This is a genomic window from Actinotalea sp. Marseille-Q4924 (assembly GCF_916618755.1).
Classification (GTDB): domain Bacteria; phylum Actinomycetota; class Actinomycetes; order Actinomycetales; family Cellulomonadaceae; genus Actinotalea.
Genome location: NZ_CAKAKB010000003.1, coordinates 560,337 through 582,104 on the forward strand (window position 1 = coordinate 560,337; position 21,768 = coordinate 582,104).

At 74.1% G+C, this 21,768-nt stretch carries 20 protein-coding genes; 11 read left to right on the forward strand and 9 right to left on the reverse strand.

Annotated features, from left to right (window positions below):
* Positions 1-65: 65 nt before the first annotated feature.
* Entirely contained in the window at positions 66-1,340 is a 1,275-nt protein-coding gene (locus LG379_RS09305; RefSeq protein WP_225754277.1) for a cysteine desulfurase-like protein, read from the reverse strand.
* A gap of 96 nt (positions 1,341-1,436) precedes the next feature.
* Here LG379_RS09305 and LG379_RS09310 point away from each other — a divergent pair, with 96 nt between their 5' ends.
* Positions 1,437-1,652 carry a hypothetical protein gene (locus tag LG379_RS09310; protein WP_225754278.1) on the forward strand — a complete coding sequence of 72 codons (216 nt, stop codon included), beginning with the start codon at positions 1,437-1,439 and terminating at the stop codon, positions 1,650-1,652.
* A gap of 1,255 nt (positions 1,653-2,907) precedes the next feature.
* Here LG379_RS09310 and LG379_RS09315 read toward each other — a convergent pair.
* Entirely contained in the window at positions 2,908-4,350 is a 1,443-nt protein-coding gene (locus LG379_RS09315; RefSeq protein ID WP_225754279.1) for a DEAD/DEAH box helicase, read from the reverse strand.
* Positions 4,351-4,672: 322 nt separating this feature from the next.
* Here LG379_RS09315 and LG379_RS09320 point away from each other — a divergent pair, with 322 nt between their 5' ends.
* Together LG379_RS09320 and LG379_RS09325 are read left to right on the forward strand one after the other, a co-directional pair.
* A complete protein-coding gene (locus LG379_RS09320; RefSeq protein ID WP_225754280.1) occupies positions 4,673-5,047 on the forward strand; it encodes a PASTA domain-containing protein in 375 nt (124 codons plus the stop codon).
* Positions 5,048-5,177: 130 nt separating this feature from the next.
* Positions 5,178-6,644 carry an MBL fold metallo-hydrolase RNA specificity domain-containing protein gene (locus tag LG379_RS09325; RefSeq protein ID WP_225754281.1) on the forward strand — a complete coding sequence of 489 codons (1,467 nt, stop codon included), beginning with the start codon at positions 5,178-5,180 and terminating at the stop codon, positions 6,642-6,644.
* On the opposite strand, the gene LG379_RS09330 is transcribed toward LG379_RS09325, so the two are convergent.
* Positions 6,635-7,405, reverse strand: coding sequence for a fructosamine kinase family protein (locus LG379_RS09330; protein ID WP_225754282.1), 771 nt, complete (start codon positions 7,403-7,405; stop codon positions 6,635-6,637). The genes LG379_RS09325 and LG379_RS09330 overlap by 10 nt on opposite strands.
* A gap of 178 nt (positions 7,406-7,583) precedes the next feature.
* Here LG379_RS09330 and ald point away from each other — a divergent pair, with 178 nt between their 5' ends.
* The 4 genes from ald (at position 7,584) to LG379_RS09350 (ending at position 12,877) form a co-directional block, all read left to right on the forward strand.
* The gene (gene ald / locus LG379_RS09335) at positions 7,584-8,696 is read left to right on the forward strand and encodes an alanine dehydrogenase (protein WP_225754283.1); all 1,113 of its coding nucleotides are present in this window, start codon (positions 7,584-7,586) and stop codon (positions 8,694-8,696) included.
* Between the two features lie 112 nt (positions 8,697-8,808).
* A complete protein-coding gene (locus LG379_RS09340) occupies positions 8,809-9,312 on the forward strand; it encodes a GNAT family N-acetyltransferase (RefSeq protein ID WP_225754923.1) in 504 nt (167 codons plus the stop codon).
* A gap of 63 nt (positions 9,313-9,375) precedes the next feature.
* Entirely contained in the window at positions 9,376-11,472 is a 2,097-nt protein-coding gene (locus tag LG379_RS09345; RefSeq protein ID WP_225754284.1) for a M3 family metallopeptidase, read from the forward strand.
* 67 nt (positions 11,473-11,539) lie between these two features.
* A complete protein-coding gene (locus LG379_RS09350) occupies positions 11,540-12,877 on the forward strand; it encodes a M20/M25/M40 family metallo-hydrolase (protein WP_225754285.1) in 1,338 nt (445 codons plus the stop codon).
* Between the two features lie 36 nt (positions 12,878-12,913).
* Here the strand turns inward: LG379_RS09350 and LG379_RS09355 are convergent, their stop codons facing one another.
* Positions 12,914-13,147 carry a DUF5703 family protein gene (locus LG379_RS09355; RefSeq protein ID WP_225754286.1) on the reverse strand — a complete coding sequence of 78 codons (234 nt, stop codon included), beginning with the start codon at positions 13,145-13,147 and terminating at the stop codon, positions 12,914-12,916.
* Between the two features lie 64 nt (positions 13,148-13,211).
* Here LG379_RS09355 and LG379_RS09360 point away from each other — a divergent pair, with 64 nt between their 5' ends.
* On the forward strand, positions 13,212-13,499 hold the full coding sequence (locus LG379_RS09360) for a primosomal protein (protein WP_225754287.1): 288 nt from the start codon (positions 13,212-13,214) through the stop codon (positions 13,497-13,499).
* A gap of 15 nt (positions 13,500-13,514) precedes the next feature.
* On the opposite strand, the gene LG379_RS09365 is transcribed toward LG379_RS09360, so the two are convergent.
* Positions 13,515-14,471, reverse strand: coding sequence for an aldo/keto reductase (locus LG379_RS09365; RefSeq protein WP_225754288.1), 957 nt, complete (start codon positions 14,469-14,471; stop codon positions 13,515-13,517).
* A 168-nt stretch (positions 14,472-14,639) separates the two neighbouring features.
* Between LG379_RS09365 and LG379_RS09370 the strand changes: the two genes are divergently transcribed.
* Entirely contained in the window at positions 14,640-15,515 is an 876-nt protein-coding gene (locus tag LG379_RS09370; protein WP_225754289.1) for an undecaprenyl-diphosphate phosphatase, read from the forward strand.
* A gap of 47 nt (positions 15,516-15,562) precedes the next feature.
* On the opposite strand, the gene LG379_RS09375 is transcribed toward LG379_RS09370, so the two are convergent.
* The 4 genes from LG379_RS09375 to LG379_RS09390 form a co-directional block, all read right to left on the reverse strand.
* Entirely contained in the window at positions 15,563-16,195 is a 633-nt protein-coding gene (locus LG379_RS09375; RefSeq protein WP_225754290.1) for a nucleoside/nucleotide kinase family protein, read from the reverse strand.
* The gene (locus tag LG379_RS09380; protein ID WP_225754291.1) at positions 16,192-17,064 is read right to left on the reverse strand and encodes an ATP-binding cassette domain-containing protein; all 873 of its coding nucleotides are present in this window, start codon (positions 17,062-17,064) and stop codon (positions 16,192-16,194) included. The genes LG379_RS09375 and LG379_RS09380 overlap by 4 nt, the downstream gene beginning before the upstream one ends.
* Entirely contained in the window at positions 17,061-18,083 is a 1,023-nt protein-coding gene (locus tag LG379_RS09385; protein WP_225754292.1) for an ABC transporter permease, read from the reverse strand. Before LG379_RS09385 ends, LG379_RS09380 begins: the two co-directional genes overlap by 4 nt.
* Before the next feature lie 133 nt (positions 18,084-18,216).
* Positions 18,217-19,263, reverse strand: coding sequence for a substrate-binding domain-containing protein (locus tag LG379_RS09390; RefSeq protein ID WP_225754293.1), 1,047 nt, complete (start codon positions 19,261-19,263; stop codon positions 18,217-18,219).
* A gap of 126 nt (positions 19,264-19,389) precedes the next feature.
* On the opposite strand from LG379_RS09390, the gene LG379_RS09395 reads away from it, so the two are divergent.
* Together LG379_RS09395 and mshC are read left to right on the forward strand one after the other, a co-directional pair.
* A complete protein-coding gene (locus tag LG379_RS09395; RefSeq protein ID WP_225754294.1) occupies positions 19,390-20,400 on the forward strand; it encodes a LacI family DNA-binding transcriptional regulator in 1,011 nt (336 codons plus the stop codon).
* 104 nt (positions 20,401-20,504) lie between these two features.
* A complete protein-coding gene (gene mshC / locus LG379_RS09400) occupies positions 20,505-21,764 on the forward strand; it encodes a cysteine--1-D-myo-inosityl 2-amino-2-deoxy-alpha-D-glucopyranoside ligase (protein ID WP_225754295.1) in 1,260 nt (419 codons plus the stop codon).
* The last annotated feature ends 4 nt before the right edge of the window (positions 21,765-21,768 follow it).

Sequence of the window (21,768 nt, forward strand, 5' to 3'; positions counted from 1 at the left end):
GGCGTCGCCGGGCCGGGCTCCCGGCGGACTGCTGGGACGCCGTGCGCGCACGGGTCATCGCCCACTCAGCCGCCGGTGGAGCGGAGTGCCGCCAACCCCTCGAGCAGGCGCGTCACGTCGTCGTCGTCCGTGTACGGCGCCAGCCCCACGCGAACCGCCCCGCCGTCCCCCAGGCCGAGGTGCCGTGACGCCTCCAGCGCGTAGAAGGACCCGCGGGGCGCGTTCACGCCTCGCTCCGCCAGCCGGCGCGTGACCACCTCGTCGGGGACGCCGTCGACGCGCAGGAGGACCGTGGGGGTCCGACGGCGTGCCCGCGACCACGACGTGATCCCGCCGAGGTCGGTCACGGCCGTCTCCAGGCGCGCCCGCAGCCGGTCCTCGTGCGCCTCGACGGCCGCCATGCCGGCGAGCACGCGCTCCCGCCGTGTCGTGAGCGGTCCGTCCGCGGCCTCGTCGCCGAGCCCGGCCAGCACCTCGACCGCCGCGGTGCACCCGGCGAGCAGCTCGTAGGGCAGGGTGCCCAGCTCGAACCGTTCGGGCACGGCGTCCGTGGAGGGCAGGAGCTTCGCGGGGTGGAGCGTCTCGAGGAACGCCGGCGCGGCCGCCATGACCCCGACGTGCGGTCCCATGAGCTTGTACGGCGAGCACAGGTACACGTCCGCGCCGAGGGCCGGGACGTCGGTCGGCACGTGCGCGGTGGAGTGCACACCGTCCACGACGAGCAGGGCCCCCACCTCGTGCGCGACGCGCGCGATGGCGGGGACGTCGGGGCGCGTGCCGATGAGGTTGGACGCCGCGGTGACGGCCACGACCCGGGTGCGGGGTCCCACGACCGCGGCGACGGCGTCCACGTCCAGCTCGCCGGTGGACGGCTCGAAGTCCGCCCAGCGGACGGAGACGCCGGCGGCCTCGGCGGCGAGCACCCACGGGCGGATGTTCGCGTCGTGGTCCAGCCGGCTGACCACGACCTCGTCACCGAGACCCCAGCCGGCCGCGAGCGTCCGCGCGAGGTCGAACGTCAGCTGCGTCATGCTCCGGCCGACGACGACGCCGCGCGGGTCCACCCCGAGCAGGTCTCCCAGGGCCGCACGGGCGCCGAGGACGACGTCCCTGGCCCGCAGCTCCGCGCGGGTCACCGTGCCCGCGTTCGCCGTCGCCGCCGTCATCGCGTCGGCGACGGCCCGCGCGACGTCCCCGGGCACCTGCGAGCCGCCCGGGCCGTCGAAGTGTGCGGCGCCCTCGACGAGCGCGGGGAAGCGGGCCCGGAAGGCGGCGACGTCGTACGTCCCCGGTGCGGGACCGGCGGGAGCGGGGCGTGCGGCGGGGGCTGGTGTCGTCATCCGGACAGTCTGCCGCCGGTCCGGCGGGGCTGCCGGGGTCCGGGCGGGCCCGGGCGTCCGGTCGCGGGCGGGCCGCGTCGGGACCAGGGTGGTCCTATGTCGATGATGGAGCCGTTCGTGCCGCACCCGAAGGACGAGGAGACCGTCGCCGCCGCCGACCCGGGGGCGGGAGCCCCCGCGCGGGCCGACGGCGTCGGCACGGAGCCGACCGCCCCGGAGGAGTTCGCGCGCGAGGGCAGGGACCCGTTGACGCACGAGCCGATCGGCGCGGACGCTGCCGACCGGGAAGGTCAGCGCCCCGACGCTCCGTGATCTTCATCATGTTCAGGTCATGACTCTGTCATTTCTCCGCAGGGCCTTCGTAACCTGAGCGGGCCGGGACCCCGGCGCATCCCGACCTCCAGGGGCCGACATGACCTCCCGCATGCCGACCGTCCTCCGCAGCCGGCTCCGTCGCCCGCGTGGTGGCGTCCGTGCCGCCCGCCCGCTCGCGCGTGCCGCCGCAGCGACGTCCCTCGCGCTCGCCGCCGCCGTGGTCGCCGCGGGACCGGCCGCCGCCCACGCGCGGTGGTTCGCCGAGCACGCCACCGGTGGGCAGTGGTCGTTCTTCCTCTCCCCGGTGCCGCTGGTCCTGACCGCCGCCGTCGTCGGCGTCGCTGCCGTGTGGCGCCTGGTCGCCCGCCGCCTGCCGACGCCCGAGCTGCCGTTCCTGGCTCCGCTCGGCCGGCTCGCGCCCTACGTCCCGCGCGTGCTCGGGATCCACATGGGCGTCTCGCTCCTGGCGTTCTCCGTGACGGGAGCGTTCCTCACGCCGTCGCTGCCGCTGGACGAGGTGCCGGGCGGGGTCCTGGCGGGTGTCGTCCAGGGCGCCGTCGGCATCTGGCTCATCACCGGCGCTCGACTGCGTCCCGCCGCGCTGGCGGTCGTGCTGCTCGGCCCGCCGGTCCTGCTCGCGGCGGGTCCGGTCGCGCTGCTCGAGACGGCCGACACGCTCGCCGTCGCCCTGTTCCTGGCGGTGCTGCCACCGTCGGACCGGACCTTCGGCCGCGTCGCACCGAGCCCGGCACACCTGCGCTGGGCCGTGCTCCTGCTGCGCGTCTTCGTCGGCGTCGCCCTCATCACGCTCGCGTTCAGCGAGAAGCTCACGAACCCGGACCTCGCGCGCAACCTGCTCGCGGAGTACCCGCAGCTGAACCTCCCCGACGTGCTCGGGGTACCCGTGCCGGTCGACGTCTTCGTCGCGTTCGCCGGGGCGATGGAGATCCTCTTCGGCCTGCTCATCATCTCCGGCGCGCTGCCGCAGGTGACGGTCCTGGTCGCGCTCGTGCCGTTCAACCTCACGCTGCTCGTCTTCGGCACGACGGAGACGATCGGGCACCTGCCCGTCTACGGGGTGTTCCTGGCGCTGCTGGTCTACGGCTCCGACCGGCGGACAGCGGCCGCCCTGCCGTGGTTCCCCGGACGGTCGGACCTCCTGGACGCGCGAGCGGCACTGCTGGACGCCCGCGCGGCACTGCGGGGCGCCGTCGTGGACGGCGCCGCCGCGGTGCGGTTGCTGCTGGGCGGCTCAGGAGCGCGCGGAGCCCGCGCCGCCCGCGGCGGCGGCGCCACCACGGCGACGGCCGGCCCCACCGCGCCGACGACGCCGGGGCATGCCGTCGGCGGGGTGGTTCCCGGCGCGAGCCTCGGCGCCCGAGGGTCCGGGGGCGACGTGGCCGGGCCGGCCTGACGTCGCCGCGGCGCGGGCGGGTGCCGCGCTGCGGGTCCGTCCGGTGCCTGGGCCTCGCCCCGTGCGTGCGGCCGGCGGCGCGGCGGGCGCCGCCGTCGGCCGGACCGGAGCGGCGAGCGCCCCGACGAGGGCGTCGAGCCGCGGGTCGCCGGGGCGCACGGGTACCGGCTTGACGTCGATCCGTGCCGCCCGGGTCAGCGCCCGCACGTCCTGGCGCTGCTCGGGGAGCATGACGGTGACGACGTCCCCGCCGGAGCCGGCCCGAGCCGTCCGTCCGCTGCGGTGCAGGTACGCCTTGTGCTCGGCCGGCGGGTCCACGTGCACGACGAGCTCGATCTCGTCGACGTGGATGCCGCGGGCGGCGATGTCGGTGGCCACGAGGACGCGCACGTCACCGCCGGAGAACGCCTCGAGGTTGCGCTCGCGGGCGTTCTGGCTGAGGTTGCCGTGCAGGTCGACGGCCGGGATGCCCGCCGTCGTGAGCTGCTTGGCGAGCTTCTTGGCCTGGTGCTTCGTGCGGGTGAACAGGACGCGGCGCCCCTGGCCGGAGGCGAGGTGGTGGACGACGTCCTTCTTCGCGTCGGCGTCGGCGACCTCGAGCACGTGGTGCGTCATCTCCACGACCGGGGACTCCGCCGGGTCGACCGAGTGCTGCACGGGCGTGGTGAGGAAGCGCTGCACGAGCTGGTCCACGCCGTTGTCGAGGGTCGCGGAGAAGAGCAGGCGCTGCCCCTTCTTCGGCGTGCGGTCCATGATGCGGCGGACGCCGGGCAGGAAGCCCAGGTCGGCCATGTGGTCGGCCTCGTCCAGGACGGTCACCTCGACGGCGTCCAGCGTCAGCAGCTTCTGGTTGAGCAGGTCCTCGAGGCGTCCGGGGCAGGCGACGAGGATGTCGACGCCGGCGTCCAGGGCCGTGACCTGACGGTGCTGGGAGACGCCACCGAAGATCGTCGTCGTGCGCAGCCCGAGGGACTGGGCCAGCGGCGCGACGACGGCCTCGATCTGGTTGGCGAGCTCGCGGGTCGGGCAGAGCACCAGGCCTCGCGGGCGGCGGGGGCGGCGGCGCTGGGCGGCGTCCCCGGCGGCGGCGAGCCGGGCGACGAGGGGCAGCGCGAAGGCGAGCGTCTTGCCCGAGCCGGTCCGGCCGCGGCCGAGCACGTCGGCGCCGCGGAGCGAGTCGGGCAGCGTGGCGGTCTGGATGGGGAACGGGGTGGTGATGCCCTGGTCCGCGAGGACGCGGACGACAGGGGTGGGCAGGCCGAAGTCGGCGAAGGTGGTCACAGGTGGGGGCCTCTCGGGGCTCTCGGGGGTCGGGGTCCGCCGCCAGACAATCCGGGGGGATCTCCACGACGCAGGGCGCGCAGTCGAGCGCCGCCTCTGCGGCCACTCTCGCACACATCCCACGAATGCACGAGGTCGTGCTCGCCGGGGACGCCGCGCTGCCGGCTGTGACGTCGCTCTCGTCGAGGCCCAATAGTGTGAGAGCGCTCCACCTCCGGGCGTACCGTGCAGGGTGCCCGACCGGCACGAGGTGGCAGGGCGTCGGCCCGGCCACCCGGCAACGACAGCCCCAGGAGGGCCCCCCACGATGATGCGTTCTTCCGTGCGTCCTGCACTGGCCGGCCTCGCGGCCGCCGCCGTCCTCATGACCGCCGCCTGCTCCGCGCAGGAGGAGCCGACCGGCACGGCGACCACCGCGTCCCCGGAGGCCACCGAGTCGGCCGAGGCCACCGAGGAGCCCGCCGAGGAGGAGCCGGCCGACGGCCCCTCGGCGGTGCCGAACGTCACCGGTCTGATCCTCGAGACCGGGCAGGCGAACCTCATGCTCGCCGGCCTGGAGGTCGAGCTCGTCGACGCGGCGGGCGCGCCGGTCGAGGTCGCGGACCCGATGACGTACCTCGTCGTCGCGCAGGACCCCGCCGACGGCGAGCTGGAGCGTGGCGAGACGGTGACGCTCACGGTCGAGCCGCGCGGCTGACCCACCGACGGCGACGTCGCACACCACAGGAGCCGGGACCCGGTCGGGTCCCGGCTCCTGCGCGTCGGGCGCCCGCAGGGGAGGACCTTCCGACCTGGGGCGTCCGCGACCACCGCGCGACGCTGGACGCATGGGCGACCACCCGACACTGCGCTTCCTCGGTGCCGCGGGCACCGTCACCGGCAGCCGCTTCCTGGTCGAGTGGCACGGGCACCGGCTGCTGGTCGACTGCGGGCTGTACCAGGGGGAGCGGGAGTGGCGACGGCGGAACTGGGAACCGTTCCCCGTCGACCCGGCGTCGATCGACGTCGTCCTGCTGACCCACTGCCACCTGGACCACAGCGGCTGGCTCCCGCGACTCGTCCGCGACGGCTTCACCGGGTCCGTCTGCATGACGGAGGGCACCGCAGCCCTGACGGAGATCGTCCTGCGGGACAGCGCGCGACTCAACGAGCGCGACGCGGCGCAGGCGCGCGCGGGCGGCTGGTCGCGCCACGACCCGCCCCTGCCGCTGTACTCCGCCGCCGACGCGGAGCTCGCCATCCGGCAGTTCCGCGCCGTCCCGACCGGCGTGCCCGTCGACGTCGCCGACGGCGCCCGGGCGACCTTCCGTCCGGCGGGGCACGTGCTCGGCGCCGCGAGCGTCCGGCTCGAGGTCGGGCGGGCGCCCGGTGCCACCGTCCTGTTCTCCGGCGACCTCGGGCGGGACGACCACCCGGTGCTGCGCCGGCGCGCCGCACCGGCGGCGGCGACGACCGTCGTCGTCGAGTCGACCTACGGCGACCGGACGCACCCGCGCGTCCAGCCGGCCCACGAGCCCTTCGCCGACGCGATCCGGCGGACCGTCGCCCGCGGTGGCTCGGTCCTCGTCCCCGCGTTCGCCGTCGACCGCACCGAGCTCGTGCTCCATGCCCTGCAGGCGATGCGGCGTGAAGGACGCATCCCCCGCGTCCCGGTGTACGTGGACAGCCCCATGGCGCTCGCGGCGCTCGACGTCTACCGGCGCCCCTCGCTGCGGCCCGAGCTGCGGCCGGACGTCCCGGTGCCCCTCGTCGACCTTGCCGACGTCCACGCCGCCCGCACGCCGGAGGAGTCCATGGCGCTCAACGCGCCGCACGTGCCGTGCATCGTCGTGTCCGCGTCGGGCATGGCCACCGGAGGCCGGGTCGTCCACCACCTGCGGCACATGCTGCCCGACCACCGCAACGCCGTCGTCCTGACCGGCTACCAGGCGCCCGGGACGCGTGGCCGCGCCCTGCGCGACGGTGCGCGTGAGCTCAAGGTCCACGGCCGGTACGTGCCCGTGCGGGCCGAGGTCGTCGTGGACGAGGAGTTCTCCGTCCACGCCGACGCCGACGAGCTGGTCTCCTGGCTGCGCGAGCTGCCGGCTCCGCCCGCCGTCGTCTACGTGGTCCACGGCGAACCGGAGGGGTCGGCGGCGCTCGCCGCACGCATCCGGACCGAGCTCGGCTGGCTCGCCGTCGTCCCCCGGGCGGGGGAGCGCGTCGCGCTCGACGATGCGCCGGTGGACCTGGGGACCGGCGACGCCCCAGCCGTCGGTGCGGCGGTCGTACCACCGGCCGACGTTCAGGCGTAGCGCTCGACGAGTGCCTCGAGCTGCCGGCCGTAGCCGCCACCGAAGAGGACCGCGTGCATCCCGACGGGGTGAACCTGGTGCAGGCCGAGGAGGTCACGCCAGCCGTCCGGCAGGGTGCCGCCCGCCGCCTCGGCGTACGCGGCGAGCACCCGCTCCAGGTGGGGCAGCCCGAAGAGGTCCAGCATCGCGAGGTCGGTGAGGGCGTGGCCGCCGTGCGCCGCCGGGTCGACGAGCACGGCGCCGCCGGCCGTCCAGACGACGTTGCCCGACCAGAGGTCCCCGTGCACGCGGGCGGGCGGCGTGTCGTCGTTGAACGCCCCGCTCTCCAGCCGGATCGCGAGCCGCTCGAGGAGGAGCGCGAGCCGTGCGGGGAGCGCGTCGGCGGCGGCCAGCTGGTCGCGCACGGCACGGACGCGGCACCGGGCGTAGAAGGCGCCCCATGTCGGCTCGTCACCGGCGGGCAGCGGGCGCGGGTCGTCCAGCGGCCCGAAGAACCCGTCGCCCGTCCAGCCGGCCGCGGGGGCACCGAAGGCGGGCGCGCCGGCCGCGTGCGTCGGGACGAGGGCGTGGCCGAACGCCTCGGCGACGGCGGGCGTCGGTCGTTGCGGCGTGAGGCGCTCCAGCTGCAGCCCGTCCTCGGACACGCCCCGCACCTCGACCACGCGCGCGCCGCCGGGCACGGCCAGCCAGCGCAGGCCGGCGGCCTCGCACGCGAAGAAGCCCGGCGGGGCGCCGCGGCGCTGCTTGACGTACGTCGTCATCGCAGCAGTCGACCACGTGCGGGCGTGCTCACGGGTGGCCGGTACGGTGCGGTCTCGGTCGCGTCAGGCGCATCATCCTGCAGATTTCGTCGTCGGGGCATCCTGAAACTGCTGACCCCTACTGTTCCAGGAGCCCGGGACGTGTCATTCTCGCACCAGGCGACCAAGGAGGCTCCCCATGCAGATCGGCATCCCTGCCGAGGTGAAGAACCACGAGTACCGCGTGGCCATGACGCCCGCGGGCGTCCACACGCTCGTCGGGCACGGTCACGAGGTGCTGGTCGAGGCGGGCGCCGGTACCGGCTCCGGGATCCCGGACGAGGACTACGAGCGCGCCGGCGCACGCATCGTCCCCACCGCAGCCGATGCGTGGGCGGCCGAGATGGTGTGCAAGGTCAAGGAGCCGGTCGAGTCCGAGTACGGGCACCTGCGCCGGGACCAGGTGCTCTTCACGTTCCTCCACCTCGCCGCGAGCCGGCCGTGCACCGAGGCGCTGCTGGGCGCCGGCACCACCTCCATCGCCTACGAGACGGTCGAGACGCCCGACGGCGGCCTGCCGCTGCTGGCCCCGATGAGCGAGGTCGCGGGACGGCTGTCCACGGGGGTGGGCGCGTACCACCTGCTCAGGAGCGAGGGCGGCCGCGGCACGCTCCTCGGTGGCGTGCCGGGCGTCGCGCCGGCCCGCGTCGTCGTCATCGGTGGCGGCGTGTCCGGGCGGCACGCGGCGGACATCGCGGTCGGTCTGCGCGCGGAGGTGACCATCCTCGACGTGAGCCTGCCGCGCCTGCGTCAGCTCGACGTCGAGTACGGCGGCCGTGTGCGCACCATCGCGTCGAGCGCCTACGCCATCGAGGAGGCGGTGCTCGCCGCGGACCTCGTCATCGGCGCCGTGCTCGTGCCGGGCCGGCGCACCCCGACCCTGGTGACGAACGAGCTCGTCAGTCGGATGAAGCCGGGCTCCGTGCTCGTCGACATCGCGGTGGACCAGGGCGGCTGCTTCGAGGACACCCGGCCGACGACGCACGCCGAGCCGACGTTCCGCGTGCACGACTCGATCTTCTACTGCGTGGCCAACATGCCGGGCGTCGTCCCCGTGACCTCCACGCACGCGCTCACGGCGGTCACGCTGCCGTACGTGACCGCGCTCGCGGACCACGGCTGGCGCGGCGCGCTCGCGGCCGATCCCGTGCTCGCGAAGGGCCTGACCACGCACGAGGGCGTCCTCCTGCACGCCGGGGTCGCCGAGGCGCACGGGATGACGAGCCAGGCGCCCGAGGCCGTCCTGGTCTGACCGTCGCTCCCGACGACGACGGCGCCGCAGGCCGCCCCGAGAAGCGGCGGCCCGCGGCGCCGTCGTCGTCCTACGCTGCGCGGATGCACCCGGTGACCCTCGGCGACCCGAGATCCAGGCGTGGACGACGGTGCCGACCCCGTACCGGCGCGAGCACGCCGTCTGGTTCGTGGAGGAGCTGGTCGACGGCGGCTGGCGGGAGGACCGCGAGCGCACCTGGGCCGTCCGGGTCGGGGGCGACCTCCGCGGGATGGTGGGGCTGGCCCGCCGACCGGTGCGCAGCGCGGAGGTCGGGTACTGGATGGCCCCGGAGGCCCGGGGTCAGGGGCTGCTGGACCGCTCCCTCGGCCTGGTGCTCGACCACGCGTTCGACCCCACCGGCATGGACCTGGACCGGGTCGAGTGGAAGGCGTTCGGCGGGAACTGGCGGTCGTGGCGGGCGGTGTGGCGGCACGGCTTCCGCTTCGAGGGCGCCCTGCGGCTCGGCGGCGTGCAGCGCGACACCCGCCGCGACGACTGGGTGGGCGGACTGCTCCGTGACGACCCCGCGAGCCGGCCCGGCCCTGGCCCGGCACCACCGTGGAGGTCGCGCTGCCACCGGCATGAACCCCCGTGAGCACAGCGCCACCGGCGTGACCCCCGGGGGCGCGTCCGGTCCGACCACGAGAGGATCCACCCCATGACATCGACGACCTCGACCGTCCCCGCCCTCGACCCGGCCAACCCCTTCGCGACGCCGTCGGACCTCCCGTACGCCCTGCCCGACTTCGCCGCGATCCGCGACGAGCACTACCTGCCCGCGTTCGAGGCAGGCATGGCCGAGGAGCGCGCGGAGGTCGAGACGATCGTCACGAACCCGGAGCCGCCGACCGAGGAGAACCTGCTCCTGGAGCTCGAGCTCTCCGGCGCGCTCCTGGACCGCGTGAGCACGGTGTTCTTCAGCCGCACCAGCGCGGACACGACGGACGCCCTCGACGCCCTCGAGGAGCAGCTCGCACCGCGGCTCGCGGAGCACCACGACGCCATCTACCTCGACCGTCGGCTGCACGACCGGCTCGAGGCGCTCCAGGCGCGGGTGGAGGCCGGCGAGGTCACGCTGCCCGACGACTCCGCCTGGCTGCTGCACACCCTGCGCCGCGACGTGCGCCGGGCCGGGGTCGCGCTGGAGGAGGGCGCCAAGACCCGCCTGCGCGAGCTGAACGCCCGCATCACCTCTCTGGAGACCGCCTTCGGGCGGGAGCTCCTCGCCGACACCAACGCCTCCGCCGTCCTGCTCGAGGACGAGGCGGACCTGGAGGGTCTGCCGGAGGACGCCGTCGCCGCGGCCCGCCAGGCCGCGCAGGACCGCGGGCACGACACCGGCTGGCTCGTCGAGCTCATGCTGTACAGCCAGCAGCCCGTGCTGGCCTCGCTGCGGCGCCGCGACGTCCGACGCCGCGTCCACGAGGCGTCGGTCCGGCGCGGTGGCCACGGGGGCGAGCACGACACCCGCGCGATCCTGCTCGAGCTGGCGCTACTGCGGGCCGAGCGCGCGCGCCTCCTGGGGTTCGATCACCACGGCGCGTACGTCGCCGACGACTCCACCGCGCGGACGACCGAGGCCGTCGACGGCATGCTTCACCGGCTGGCTCCCGCGGCGGCGGCGAACGCCCGCCGCGAGGCGGCCGACCTCGAGCGCGCGCTCCAGGCGGACGAGCCCGGCGCGACGCTCGAGCCGTGGGACTGGTCCTTCTACGCCGAGCGGGTGCGCCAGGAGCGCTACGCCCTCGACGACGCCCTGCTGCGGCCGTACCTCGAGCTGGACCGGGTGCTCCACGACGGCGTCTTCCACGCGGCCACCGAGCTCTACGGCATCACCTTCACCCGCCGCAAGGACCTGGTCGGCTACCACCACGACGTCCAGGTCTACGAGGTGCACGACGCGGACGGCACGGGCATCGGCCTGTTCCTCGCCGACTGGTACACCCGTGCCTCCAAGCGCGGCGGCGCGTGGATGAACAACCTCGTCGACCAGAGCGGCCTGCTGGGCGACCTGCCGGTCGTCATGAACAACCTCAACATCCCCAAGCCGCCGGCGGACGAGCCGACGCTGCTGTCGTGGGACGAGGTCATCACCATGTTCCACGAGTTCGGCCACGCGCTGCACGGCCTGTTCTCGGCGGTCCGTCTGCCCTCGCAGTCCGGGACCGCCGTACCGCGCGACTTCGTGGAGTACCCCTCGCAGGTGAACGAGATGTGGGCGTGGGAGCCGTCGGTCCTGCGCCGCTACGCCGTGCACCACGAGACGGGCGAGCCGATGCCGGAGGAGTGGGTCGGGACGATGATCGCGTCGCGGCAGTTCAACGAGGGCTTCTCCACGACCGAGTACCTCGCCGCCGCGCTGCTGGACCAGGCGTGGCACCAGCTCCAGGCGGACGAGGTGCCCACCGACGTCGAGGAGGTCGAGGCGTTCGAGGCCCGGGCGCTGGAGGCCGCAGGTGTCGCGGTGCATGCCGTCCCCCCGCGCTACCGCACGACCTACTTCAACCACGTCTTCGGCGGCGGGTACGCCGCGGCGTACTACTCGTACATCTGGTCCGAGGTGCTGGACGCGGACACGGTCGAGTGGTTCGCGGAGAACGGCGGACTGCTCCGGGAGACCGGCGACCGGTTCCGGCAGGCGCTGCTGTCCCGCGGTGGCTCGCTGGACGTCATGGACACCTTCCGCGAGCTGCGCGGACGCGAGCCCCGCATCGAGCCGCTGCTCGCGCGGCGGGGCCTGGCGGACGGCGCCTGAGCCGTCGGGGCGCCCTCGGCCGCTCCGGCGCAGGAAGCACCGGAGCGCGGCGGGTAGCGTGCAGCGCATGACGTCGCACGCCCCCGCCGGCACCGCCCACCCGACCGCCGAGGACGAGGTCGTCGGCCTCTGCCAGGACCTGCTGCGGATCGACACGTCCAACTTCGGCGACGGCAGCGGACCGGGGGAGCGCGTCGCGGCCGAGTACGTCATGGGCGCGCTCACCGACGTGGGCCTGGACCCGGAGCTCTTCGAGAGCGCGCCGGGGCGGGCGAACGTCGTCGTGCGCCTGCCCGGCGTGGACCGCTCGAGGCCCGCCCTCGTCCTGCACGGTCACCTCGACGTCGTGCCCGCCGCCGCGGAGGACTGGTCCGTGGACCCCTTCGCCGGCGAGGAGCGCGACGGGCTGCTGTGGGGACGCGGCGCCGTGGACATGAAGGACATGGACGCGATGATCCTGTCCGTCGTGCGCCAGATGGCTCGCGAGGACCGCCGCCCGGCGCGCGACGTCGTCGTGGCGATGTTCGCCGACGAGGAGGCCGGTGGGCGCTTCGGCGCGGGCTGGGCGGTCGAGCACCGCCCCGACCTCTTCGAGGGCGCCACCGAGGCGATCAGCGAGGTCGGCGGGTTCTCCGTGGACGTCGGTGGGCACCGCACCTACCTGCTCCAGACGGCCGAGAAGGGCATCGGGTGGCTCCGGCTCGTCGCGGAGGGCCGGGCCGGCCACGGCTCGCAGGTCAACACCGAGAACGCCGTCACCGAGCTGGCTGCCGCCGTCGCCCGCGTCGGCACGTACGCCTGGCCGCAGCAGCTGACGCCGACGGTCCGAGCGCTGCTCGAGGGCGTGGCCGAGCTGACCGGCCTGCCCTTCGAGCCGGAGGACGAGGGGGCGGTGGGCCGGCTCGTCGACGCCCTCGGGCCGGCGGCGCGGTTCGTCGGGGCGACGGTCCGCAACACGGCCAACCCCACCCAGCTCGCGGCGGGCTACAAGGCGAACGTCATCCCGGGGCGCGCGGAGGCGGTCCTGGACACGCGCTTCCTGCCGGGCCGCGAGGACGAGGCACGGGCCACGCTCGAGCGGCTCGCCGGGGAGCACGTGCGCGTCGAGGACATCCACCGGGACGTCGCGCTGGAGGTGCCCTTCGAGGGCGACCTCGTCGACGCGATGGTGGCGGCCCTGCACCAGGAGGACCCGGAGGCGACGGTCCTGCCGTACATGCTCTCCGGCGGCACGGACAACAAGTCCCTGTCGCGCCTCGGGATCACCGGCTACGGCTTCGCGCCGCTGCGGCTGCCCGGTTCGCTGGACTTCTCGGCGATGTTCCACGGCGTCGACGAGCGCGTCCCCGTCGACGCCCTGAGGTTCGGCACGCGCGTCCTGGACCGGCTGCTGGCGACCTGCTGAGGCCGGCCGGGCGACATCACCCGGGAGGACGAGTCCTCAGAGGGTGCTGACCGCTCGGATGATCTTCCGCCGCAGCCAGACCTTCCGCTCGCCGCCCGCCTGGACCAAGGTCCGGGCGAGCTCCCAGCGGCCGTACTCGGCCTCCTCGGTGAGCAGCCGGCGGGCGTCGTTGACCCGCGTGCCACGGTCGAGGGTCAGCACGCGGTACGCGTACTCGCCCCGTGCGCGCCACCCCTGCACGGCCGGACGCCGCGTCGTGCTGATCTCCACGTGGACCTCCGTGGTGTCGACGGATCGAGTGTCATTGTGCACGTCCCGGCGCTACGGTCAGGGCATGACGGTAGACCCGCGCGCCGCGCTCGACAGGTTCCAGGCAGCGCTCGAGGCCCACTTCCACGCCGTGAGCACCCGGCGCAACGAGGACGACCCGGCCGTCGACGACGCGTACGACGTCCTGGCCGACGCGTTCGAGGTCTACGACGACGCCCTGGTCCGTGTGCACGGCGAGACGCTCCCGTTCTACCCGGCCGACGACGAGGCGGACGAGGACGACGACATCGACGAGGACGACCTCGACGAGGACGACGAGCTCGACGGCACGGAGCTCGACGAGGACGTCTGACCCTCTCCGGGGCCGTCAGCGGCGCTCGGGGTACCCGACGACGGGTGCGCTGACCTCGTCCAGGGCCGCGGTGATCGCGTCCGGCAGGTCGGTCTGCGCCGTGAGCGCCGCCCGCAGCTGCGCCGCCGTCCTGGCCCCGACGACGGCCGAGGCCACCTGCGGGCGGCCCAGCACCCAGCCGAGCGCCACCTCCAGCGGGCTGCGCGCCAGCCCGTCGGCGGCGGTCACCAGCGCCTCGACGACCGGCGCGGCCTCCCGGCCGAGGTAGGGCTCGACGAACCCGGCCAGGTGCGCGGACGCCGCCCGCGAGTCGGCGGGCACCGCCCGGCGGTACTTGCCCGTCAGGACGCCCCGACCCAGTGGTGACCACGCGAGGACACCCACGCCCAGGTCCGCGGCGGCGGGGACGACCTCGCGCTCGACGCCGCGCTGGAGCAGCGAGTACTCCACCTCGACGGCGGCGAGGCGGCCCGGTCCGAGCAGCGTGGCCGCGCGCGCCGTCTGCCAGCCGGGGTGGTTGGACAGCCCGACGTACCGGGCCCGCCCGGAGGCGAGGGCCAGCTCCAGCGCGCTCACCGTCTCGGCCAGGGGCGTCCGCGGGTCCGGCGTCTGCACGAGCCACAGGTCGACGTGGTCCGTGCCGAGGCGCTCCAGCGACCCGTCCAGGGAGGACAGCAGCGCGCCCCGGGAGGCGTCGACGACCCGGCCGCCGGGGGAGTGGCGCACGCCCGCCTTGGTGCACAGGACGACGTCGTCGCGGGAGACCGCCGTGCGCAGCAGGTGACCGATGAGCTCCTCGGCGGACCCGTCGGCGTACGAGGCGGCCGTGTCGAGGAGCGTGCCACCCGCCTCGACGAAGTCGCGCAGCTGCTCGGCTGCCTCGTGCTCGTCGGTGTCGCGGCTCCAGGTGAGCGTCCCCAGCCCCAGGGCCGAGACACGCAGACCGGTGCTCCCGACGAGTCGTTCCTCCATGGTCGTGCAGGCTACCGGCGGGGAGGGGGACCCGGCCGCAGCGCGCGCGGGGGCGGCAGGGCAGGTGGGCTGCAGGTCGGCTGCAGGTCGGCTGCACGTCGGCTGCACGTCGGCTGCACGTCGGCTGCACGTCGGAGGCTCGTCCGCTCCCGGGTAACGTTGCCCGCCGTGACATGGTGGGAGTCGGTCGTCCTCGGACTCGTGCAGGGGCTCACCGAGTTCCTCCCGGTGTCCTCCAGCGCGCACCTGCGCATCGTCGGGCAGGTCCTGCCGGGCGGGTCCGACCCGGGCGCGGCGTTCACCGCCGTGACCCAGATCGGCACGGAGACGGCCGTCCTCCTCTACTTCCGCAAGGACATCGCGCGGATCGTCGTGGCGTGGTGGCGGGCCGTCTCCGGGCGGAACGGCACGACCCGGCGTGACCGCCTCGGTGCTGACGACCCGGACGCGCGCATCGCCTGGTGGATCGCGCTCGGCAGCGTGCCGATCGTCGTCCTCGGCCTGCTCTTCGAGGAGCAGATCGTCGGGCCGTTCCGCAACCTCTACGTCGTCGCGGGGATGCTCGCGCTCTTCGCCGTGTTCCTCGGGATCGCGGACCGCGTCGGCGCCAAGCACCGCACCCTGGACCGGCTGACGTGGAAGCACGCCGTCCTCTTCGGCTTCGCGCAGGCGATGGCGCTGGTGCCGGGCGTGTCGCGCTCCGGCGGCACCATCACCGCGGGGCTGCTCATGGGCTACACCCGGGAGGCAGCGGCGAGGTACTCCTTCCTCCTGGCCATCCCGGCCGTGCTCGGCTCGGGCTTCCAGCAGCTGTTCACCAGCCTGGACGAGTTCGGGACCGCCGGGACGCCCTCGCTGGCGCTCACCGCCCTGGCCACCGTCGTGGCGTTCGGCGTCGGGTACGTCGTCATCATCGGCTTCCTCAAGGTCGTGTCGACGTACAGCTACATGCCCTTCGTCCTCTACCGCATCGCGCTCGCGGTCGTCGTCGTCGTCCTGCTCGTGGTGGGCGTGCTGGCGCCGCTCGCCGGCGCGGACGCCTGACCGACCGGTCCCGCCCTGGTGAGGGCAGGACCGGCCGGCCGCATGCCTCAGCGGACGATCAGATCGGCACGCTGCCGCGTGGCCGCTATGAGCTCTGCGTTGCGCTGGTCCGATCCGACGGAGCGCTCACGCGCCTCCGTCGGTGAGCGGCCGAACCGCTGGTGACGGGCGATGAGTCGCTCGAGCCGCGGGCCCTCGCCGGGCTCCACGTACCAGCACTCGTCCAGGAGCGGCCCTACGGCGCCCCAGGCCCCCTCGTCGAGCAGGAGGTAGTTGCCCTCGGTGATGACGAGGGGGACGTCGCGGGGGACGGGCACCGACCCGGCGATGGCCTCCTCGATCGACCGGTCGAAGAACGGGGCGTAGACCACTGCGTCGTCGGCGGACCGCAGACGACGCAGGAGCGCCACGTAGCCGAGAGCGTCGAACGTGTCCGGTGCGCCCTTGCGGTCGCGGACGCCGAGCCGGCGGAGCTCCGCCTCCGCGAGGTGGAACCCGTCCATGCCGACCAGTCGGGCACGGTCGCCGAGCTCGGCGGCGAGCGCCTCGGCGAGGGTGGACTTCCCCGCGCCGGGGGCGCCGGTGATGCCGAGGATCCGGCGCCCGCCCGCGTCCGCGAGGCGGTGCGCCCGCTCCAGCAGCGCGGGGTCGAGCGCCGGCACCGGGTCCGTGCTGCTCATGCCTTGCCCGTCTCGCGTCGGTGCGCCCGCTCGTCGTAGTGGCTGCGTCCCCCGACCTCGTCCGGCTCCACGGCGCCCGTCATGATCGCCACGGCGTCGGACATGGTGTGCGTCTGAGGGCTGACGACCGCGATCCGCTTGCCGAGGCGGTGGATGTGGATGCGGTCCGCGATGTCGAAGACGTGCGGCATGTTGTGGGAGATGAGCACCACGGGCAGGCCGCGCGCGCTGATCCGGCGGATGAGGTCGAGGACCATGCCCGACTCCCGCACACCCAGGGCGGCCGTCGGCTCGTCCATGATGACGAGCTTCGTGCCGAAGGCGGCGGCCCGCGCCACCGCCACGCTCTGCCGCTGCCCGCCGGAGAGGCTCTCCACCGGTTGGCGGACGTCCGGGATGCGGACCCCGAGGGAGTCGAGCTGGTGCTGCGCCTCCTCCCGCATCGCGCGAGCGTCGACCATGCGCAGGAGACTGCCGAGCGGTCCGGACCGGCGCACCTCCCTGCCGAGGTACAGGTTGGAGGCGATGTCGAGCGCCGGGGCCACCGCCAGGTCCTGGTAGACCGTCTCGATGCCCTGGGCGCGCGCCTCGATCGGCGAGTGGAACGAGACCGGCTCTCCGTCGAGCAGCAGCTCGCCGCTGTCCGGTGTCACGGCGCCGGACAGCGCCTTCACCAGGGTGGACTTGCCGGCGCCGTTGTCACCGATGACGGCGAGGACCTCCCCGGGCATGAGCTCGAAGTCCGCGTCGACCATCGCGCGCACGTGTCCGTACGACTTCGACAGCTTCCGCCCCTCGAGGACCGGCGTCCGGTCGTCGCCGCGTGCCGCGGTCGCACCGCGCCCGTCCGTGCCTGTGCTGCTGCTCATCGTGCTGCCCTCCTGCGTGACGCCTGGTCGAGAGAGACCGCGACGATGACGAGGACCCCGGTGGCGAGGTCCTGGTACAGGTTGTCGATGCCCGCCTGGGTGAGCCCCGAGCGCAGGACACCGACGATGAGAGCCCCGATCAGCGTCCCGACGACGCTGCCGCGGCCGCCGAACAGGCTCGTGCCCCCGATGACGACCGCCGTGATGCTGTCCAGGTTGGCGGTCTGGTAGGCGTTCGGGTCGGCGTTGGGGATGCGACCCAGAGCCTGCCACGCCGCGAGTCCGTAGAGCGCCCCGGCGGCGACGTACACGGACAGGATCGTCCGGTTGACCTTGATGCCGACCAGCCGGGCCGACTCGGGTGCGTTGCCCACGGCGTACACGTGGCGGCCCCAGGAGGTCTTCGCGAGTGCGAACCAGAAGGCCGAGAAGACCACGATGAGCAGGAGGGTCCCCCAGGTGATCCGGACGCCCCCCACCGTCGTGCCCTGTCCCCAGATCCGCAGGAGCGGCTCGCTCACGGAGTAGCTGCGTGAGCCGGAGTACAGCCGTGCCAGGGCGTAGACGACGGTGAGCATGCCCAGCGTCACGATGAACGGCGGGAGCCCCAGCCGGGTGACGAGGAGGCCGCTGACCGTGCCGAGCGCGATGGTGACGGTCATGCCCAGCAGGAGGGCCAGCAGCGGGTCCCCGCCGTCGAAGACCCACTTGGCCATGACGATGGTCCCCAGCACCGCGATCGCGCCGTTGGCCAGGTCGATGCCGGCAGTGAGGATGATGAGGGTCTGCCCCAGCGCGAGCGTGCCGATGACGATCGACTGCTGGAGGATCAGCGACGCGTTGCCCGCGGTCGCGAAGGTGTCGGTCGTGACCGTGAAGACCACGATCGCGAAGAGAAGTGCTGCGAGCGGACCCACGAGCGGGTTCCGCAGTGCTCGTCCGAGCGCCTCCCGGCGTTCGGTCGACGCGGGGGCCGGTCCGCCCGAGGGCGGGTCGGCGGCAGTGGTCGTGTCGGTCATGGTCGGTCCTCGTCTCGTCGTCAGGTCCCTGCGGCGGCTCGGCCGCGGCGACCGCGGTGGGGAGGGCGCTGTGCCGCCCTCCCCACCGCGGCCGGGCGCCGGCCGCGGTGGGGACGTCTGCGTCCGTGCGCGGTCAGCCCCAGCAGTTCTCCAGGCCCCACTCGGTGTCCTCGGACTCGATGCCTTCCACCGGGTCGTCGGTGATGACGACACTGCCCGTGTCGACGAAGCCCGACGGCGGTTCGCCGCCCTCGGCGGCCTCGATGATGGCGTCGATGCCCTGGCGCACCATCTCGGCGGGGAACTGCATGACGGTGGCCGCGTACTTGCCGTCGGCGACGTCCTGGACGCCCTCGCAGCCGCCGTCGATCGAGCCGATGGTGATCTGGTCGGTGAGGCCCCGGGCCTCGATGGCGGCGTAGGCACCGCGCGCCGCCGGCTCGTTGATCGTGTACACCGCGTTGACGTCCGGGCTGCGCTGGAGGAGGTTCTCCATCGCTGTCTGCGCCGTGTTCTGGTCGCCCTGGGTGTTCTCCATGCCGACGATCTCCGGGTCGCCCTCCTCCAGCCCGAATCCCTCGAGGAAGCCGTCGTGCCGGAGGGTGTCGACCGTGCCCCCGGCCGTGCCGTCGAGCATGATGAGCTTCGGCTCCTCGTCGCCGAGGACGGCGCGGACGTAGGCGCCCTGGAGCCGCCCGGCCTCGAAGTTGTCCGTGGCGAAGGTCGCGTCGACCGCGTCCTCGGGATCGGTGGCCGTGTCCAGGGCGACGACGACGATGCCCTGCGAGCGGGCCTGCTCGATCGCGCCGAGCACGCCGCTGGAGTTGCTCGGCGTGATCATGATGCCGTCGACACCCTGCGCGATGAGGTCCTCGATCGCCCGGACCTGGCCCTCGTTGTCCCCGTCGAACTCGCCCGCGAGCGCGGTCAGCTCGGCGCCCTGCTCCTGGGCGTACTCCGACGCGACCTCACGCATGGTGACGAAGAACGGGTTGGTCTCGGTCTTGGTGACGAGCCCGATGCTGACGTCACCGCCCCCGGTCTCGCCGCCCGCCCCGTCGTCGGGTGCTTCTCCCTCGGAGCCGCACGCGGCCACCAGGCCTGCCACGGCGACCGCCGCGATCACGTGGCCGGGCAGGCGCCGTGGCCGTCCGCTGGTCCTCGGTCGGTGGGTTCTCACTGTGGCGCTCCTTTGCGTTACTGGTGCGTTTCTTTGGCACCTTTGTGGGTACAGCGAGTGAAACAGATCACAGTTAGGACGGGCAAGCGTTTGCGCAAACGCTTGTCTGGGAGCGATCATTGAGGCGTGGTCACCATCACCGACGTCGCACGGCGGGCCGGCGTGTCCGCCTCCACCGTGTCCCACGTGCTCAACAGCACCCGCTTCGTGAGCCAGGAGGCGCGGGACAGGGTGCTCGAGGCCATCGACGCCCTCGACTACGTGCCCAACCACCAGGCGCGTTCGCTGGTGCGGTCGCAGACGCAGCAGATCGGCGTCGCGATGTCTGCGTTGACGAACCTCTACTTCGGTGAGGTCGTCCACGCCATCGAGGAGGCCACGAGCAAGGTCGGATACACCCTTGTCCTCGCCGACACGCACGACGACCCCGCGACGGAGGCGAAGGTCGTCGCGGCGCTGCGCGAGCGACGCCTGGACGGGCTCCTCCTGGCGCCGTCCGCCGGAGCAGGGACCGTCCTCGACCGCCTCGCCCGGAGCGGCCTCCCGACCGTGCTCGTCGACCGGTCACCCGATCCTCGTTTCGACTCGGTCTGCAGCGAGAACGTCAAGCCGATGGCGCAGCTGGTGCTGCACCTGGCGCAGCGCGGTCACCGGAGGATCGCCATGGTGTCGGGGATGCCAGGCCTGACCACCAGCGACGAACGGGTGACGGGCTACCGCAGGGGCCTGGCGGCGGCAGGTCTGCCCGAGGTGCCGGAGCTGATCGTCCGCGGCGACTCCGACGCCGAGCGGACCCATGCCGTCGTCGGGGCGCTCATGGACCTCCCGGAGCCCCCCACCGCGATCGTGGCGGCCCAGAACACGATGGTGATCGCCACCATGCGCACCCTGCGGAGCCGGGGGCTCGCCGTGCCGGCGGACGTCGCCGTCGTCGGCTTCGACGACTTCGAGTGGGCGGACGTGTTCTCACCCCGCCTCACGACGGTCGCGCAGGACGCCGGCGCGATCGGTGCCATGGCGGTGAAGCTGCTGCTGAGGCGCATCGCCGGCACGGCATCGGAGCCCAGGGCGGTGCGGATCCCCGCCACGGTGCAGCATCGCGACTCCTGCGGCTGCACCCATCGGCGCGCGGGATGACAGGTGTGGGCACGGACGCCGTGAGCCTGTGCGCACGCGGTCGCCGCCATCCGGCCGGGAGGACGTCGGCACGAGTGGTGGGACCACTGGCTTAGGCTTCGTGGGTGCAGACCTGGCCGGCCCCCCACGTGCCCGAGCTCCCCGGTCACGGCCCCGAGGTCCGGGTCGTGGACACCACCTCCGGCGAGCTGGTCGTCGCCGCCCCCGGTGCGGTCGCCGAGCTGTACGTCTGCGGGATCACCCCGTACGACGCGACCCACCTCGGTCACGCGGCCACCTACGTCGCCTTCGACCTGCTGCACCGTGCCTGGCTCGACGCCGGCAAGGAGGTGCACTACGCGTCCAACGTCACGGACGTCGACGACCCGCTCCTGGAACGTGCCACGGCCACGGGGGTGGACTGGGAGAAGCTCGCCGAGGAGCAGACCGCCCTGTTCGCGGAGGACATGACCGCTCTGGGTGTGCTCCCTCCGACCACGTACCTCGGTGCTGTGGAGACCATCCCCACCATCGCGGACGCCGTGCAGCGGCTGCTCGACCAGGGCCTGGCCTACCGCGTGCCCATCGAGGAGGGCGCGGGCGGCGACCGTCCCGACCTCGGCGACGTCTACGCGGACGTCCAGGCGGACCCGCACTTCGGCTCCGTGGCGGGCCTGGGCCACGACGAGACCGTCGCGCTGTTCGCGGAGCGGGGCGGCGACCCGAGGCGTCCCGGCAAGCGCGACCCGCTGGACCCGGCGCTGTGGCGCCGCGAGCGTCCCGGTGAGCCCGCCTGGGAGGCGGGGGAGCTGGGGACCGGACGGCCCGGCTGGCACATCGAGTGCACCGTCATCGCCCAGGACGCCCTCGGGTCCGAGTTCGACGTGCAGGGGGGCGGGCGTGACCTGTGCTTCCCCCACCACGAGATGAGCACGGCGCACGCCCGCGCCCTCGGGGGTGAGGGAGCGCGCGCCCACATGCACGCCGGGATGGTCGCCTACGACGGCGCCAAGATGAGCAAGTCGCTCGGGAACCTCGTCCTCGTCTCGCGCCTGCGGGAGCACGGCGTGGACCCGATGGCGGTGCGCCTGGCGATCCTCGCCCACCACTACCGCGAGGACTGGGAGTGGACCGACGAGGCGCTCCGCCGCGCCGCCGCGCGGCTCGAGCGGTGGCGCTCGGCGCTGTCCGGCAACGGCGGTCCCGACGCGACGTCGACGATCGAGGCGATCCGCACCGCGATGGCCGAGGACCTCGACGCCCCGGCCGCGCTGCGGGCCGTCGACACGTGGGCGGACGCCGCACTGAGCGTCGGCGGGGACGACATCGGCGCCCCGGGGCTCGTGGCCCGAGCGCTCGACGCCCTCCTCGGCGTCCGGGTCTGACGCT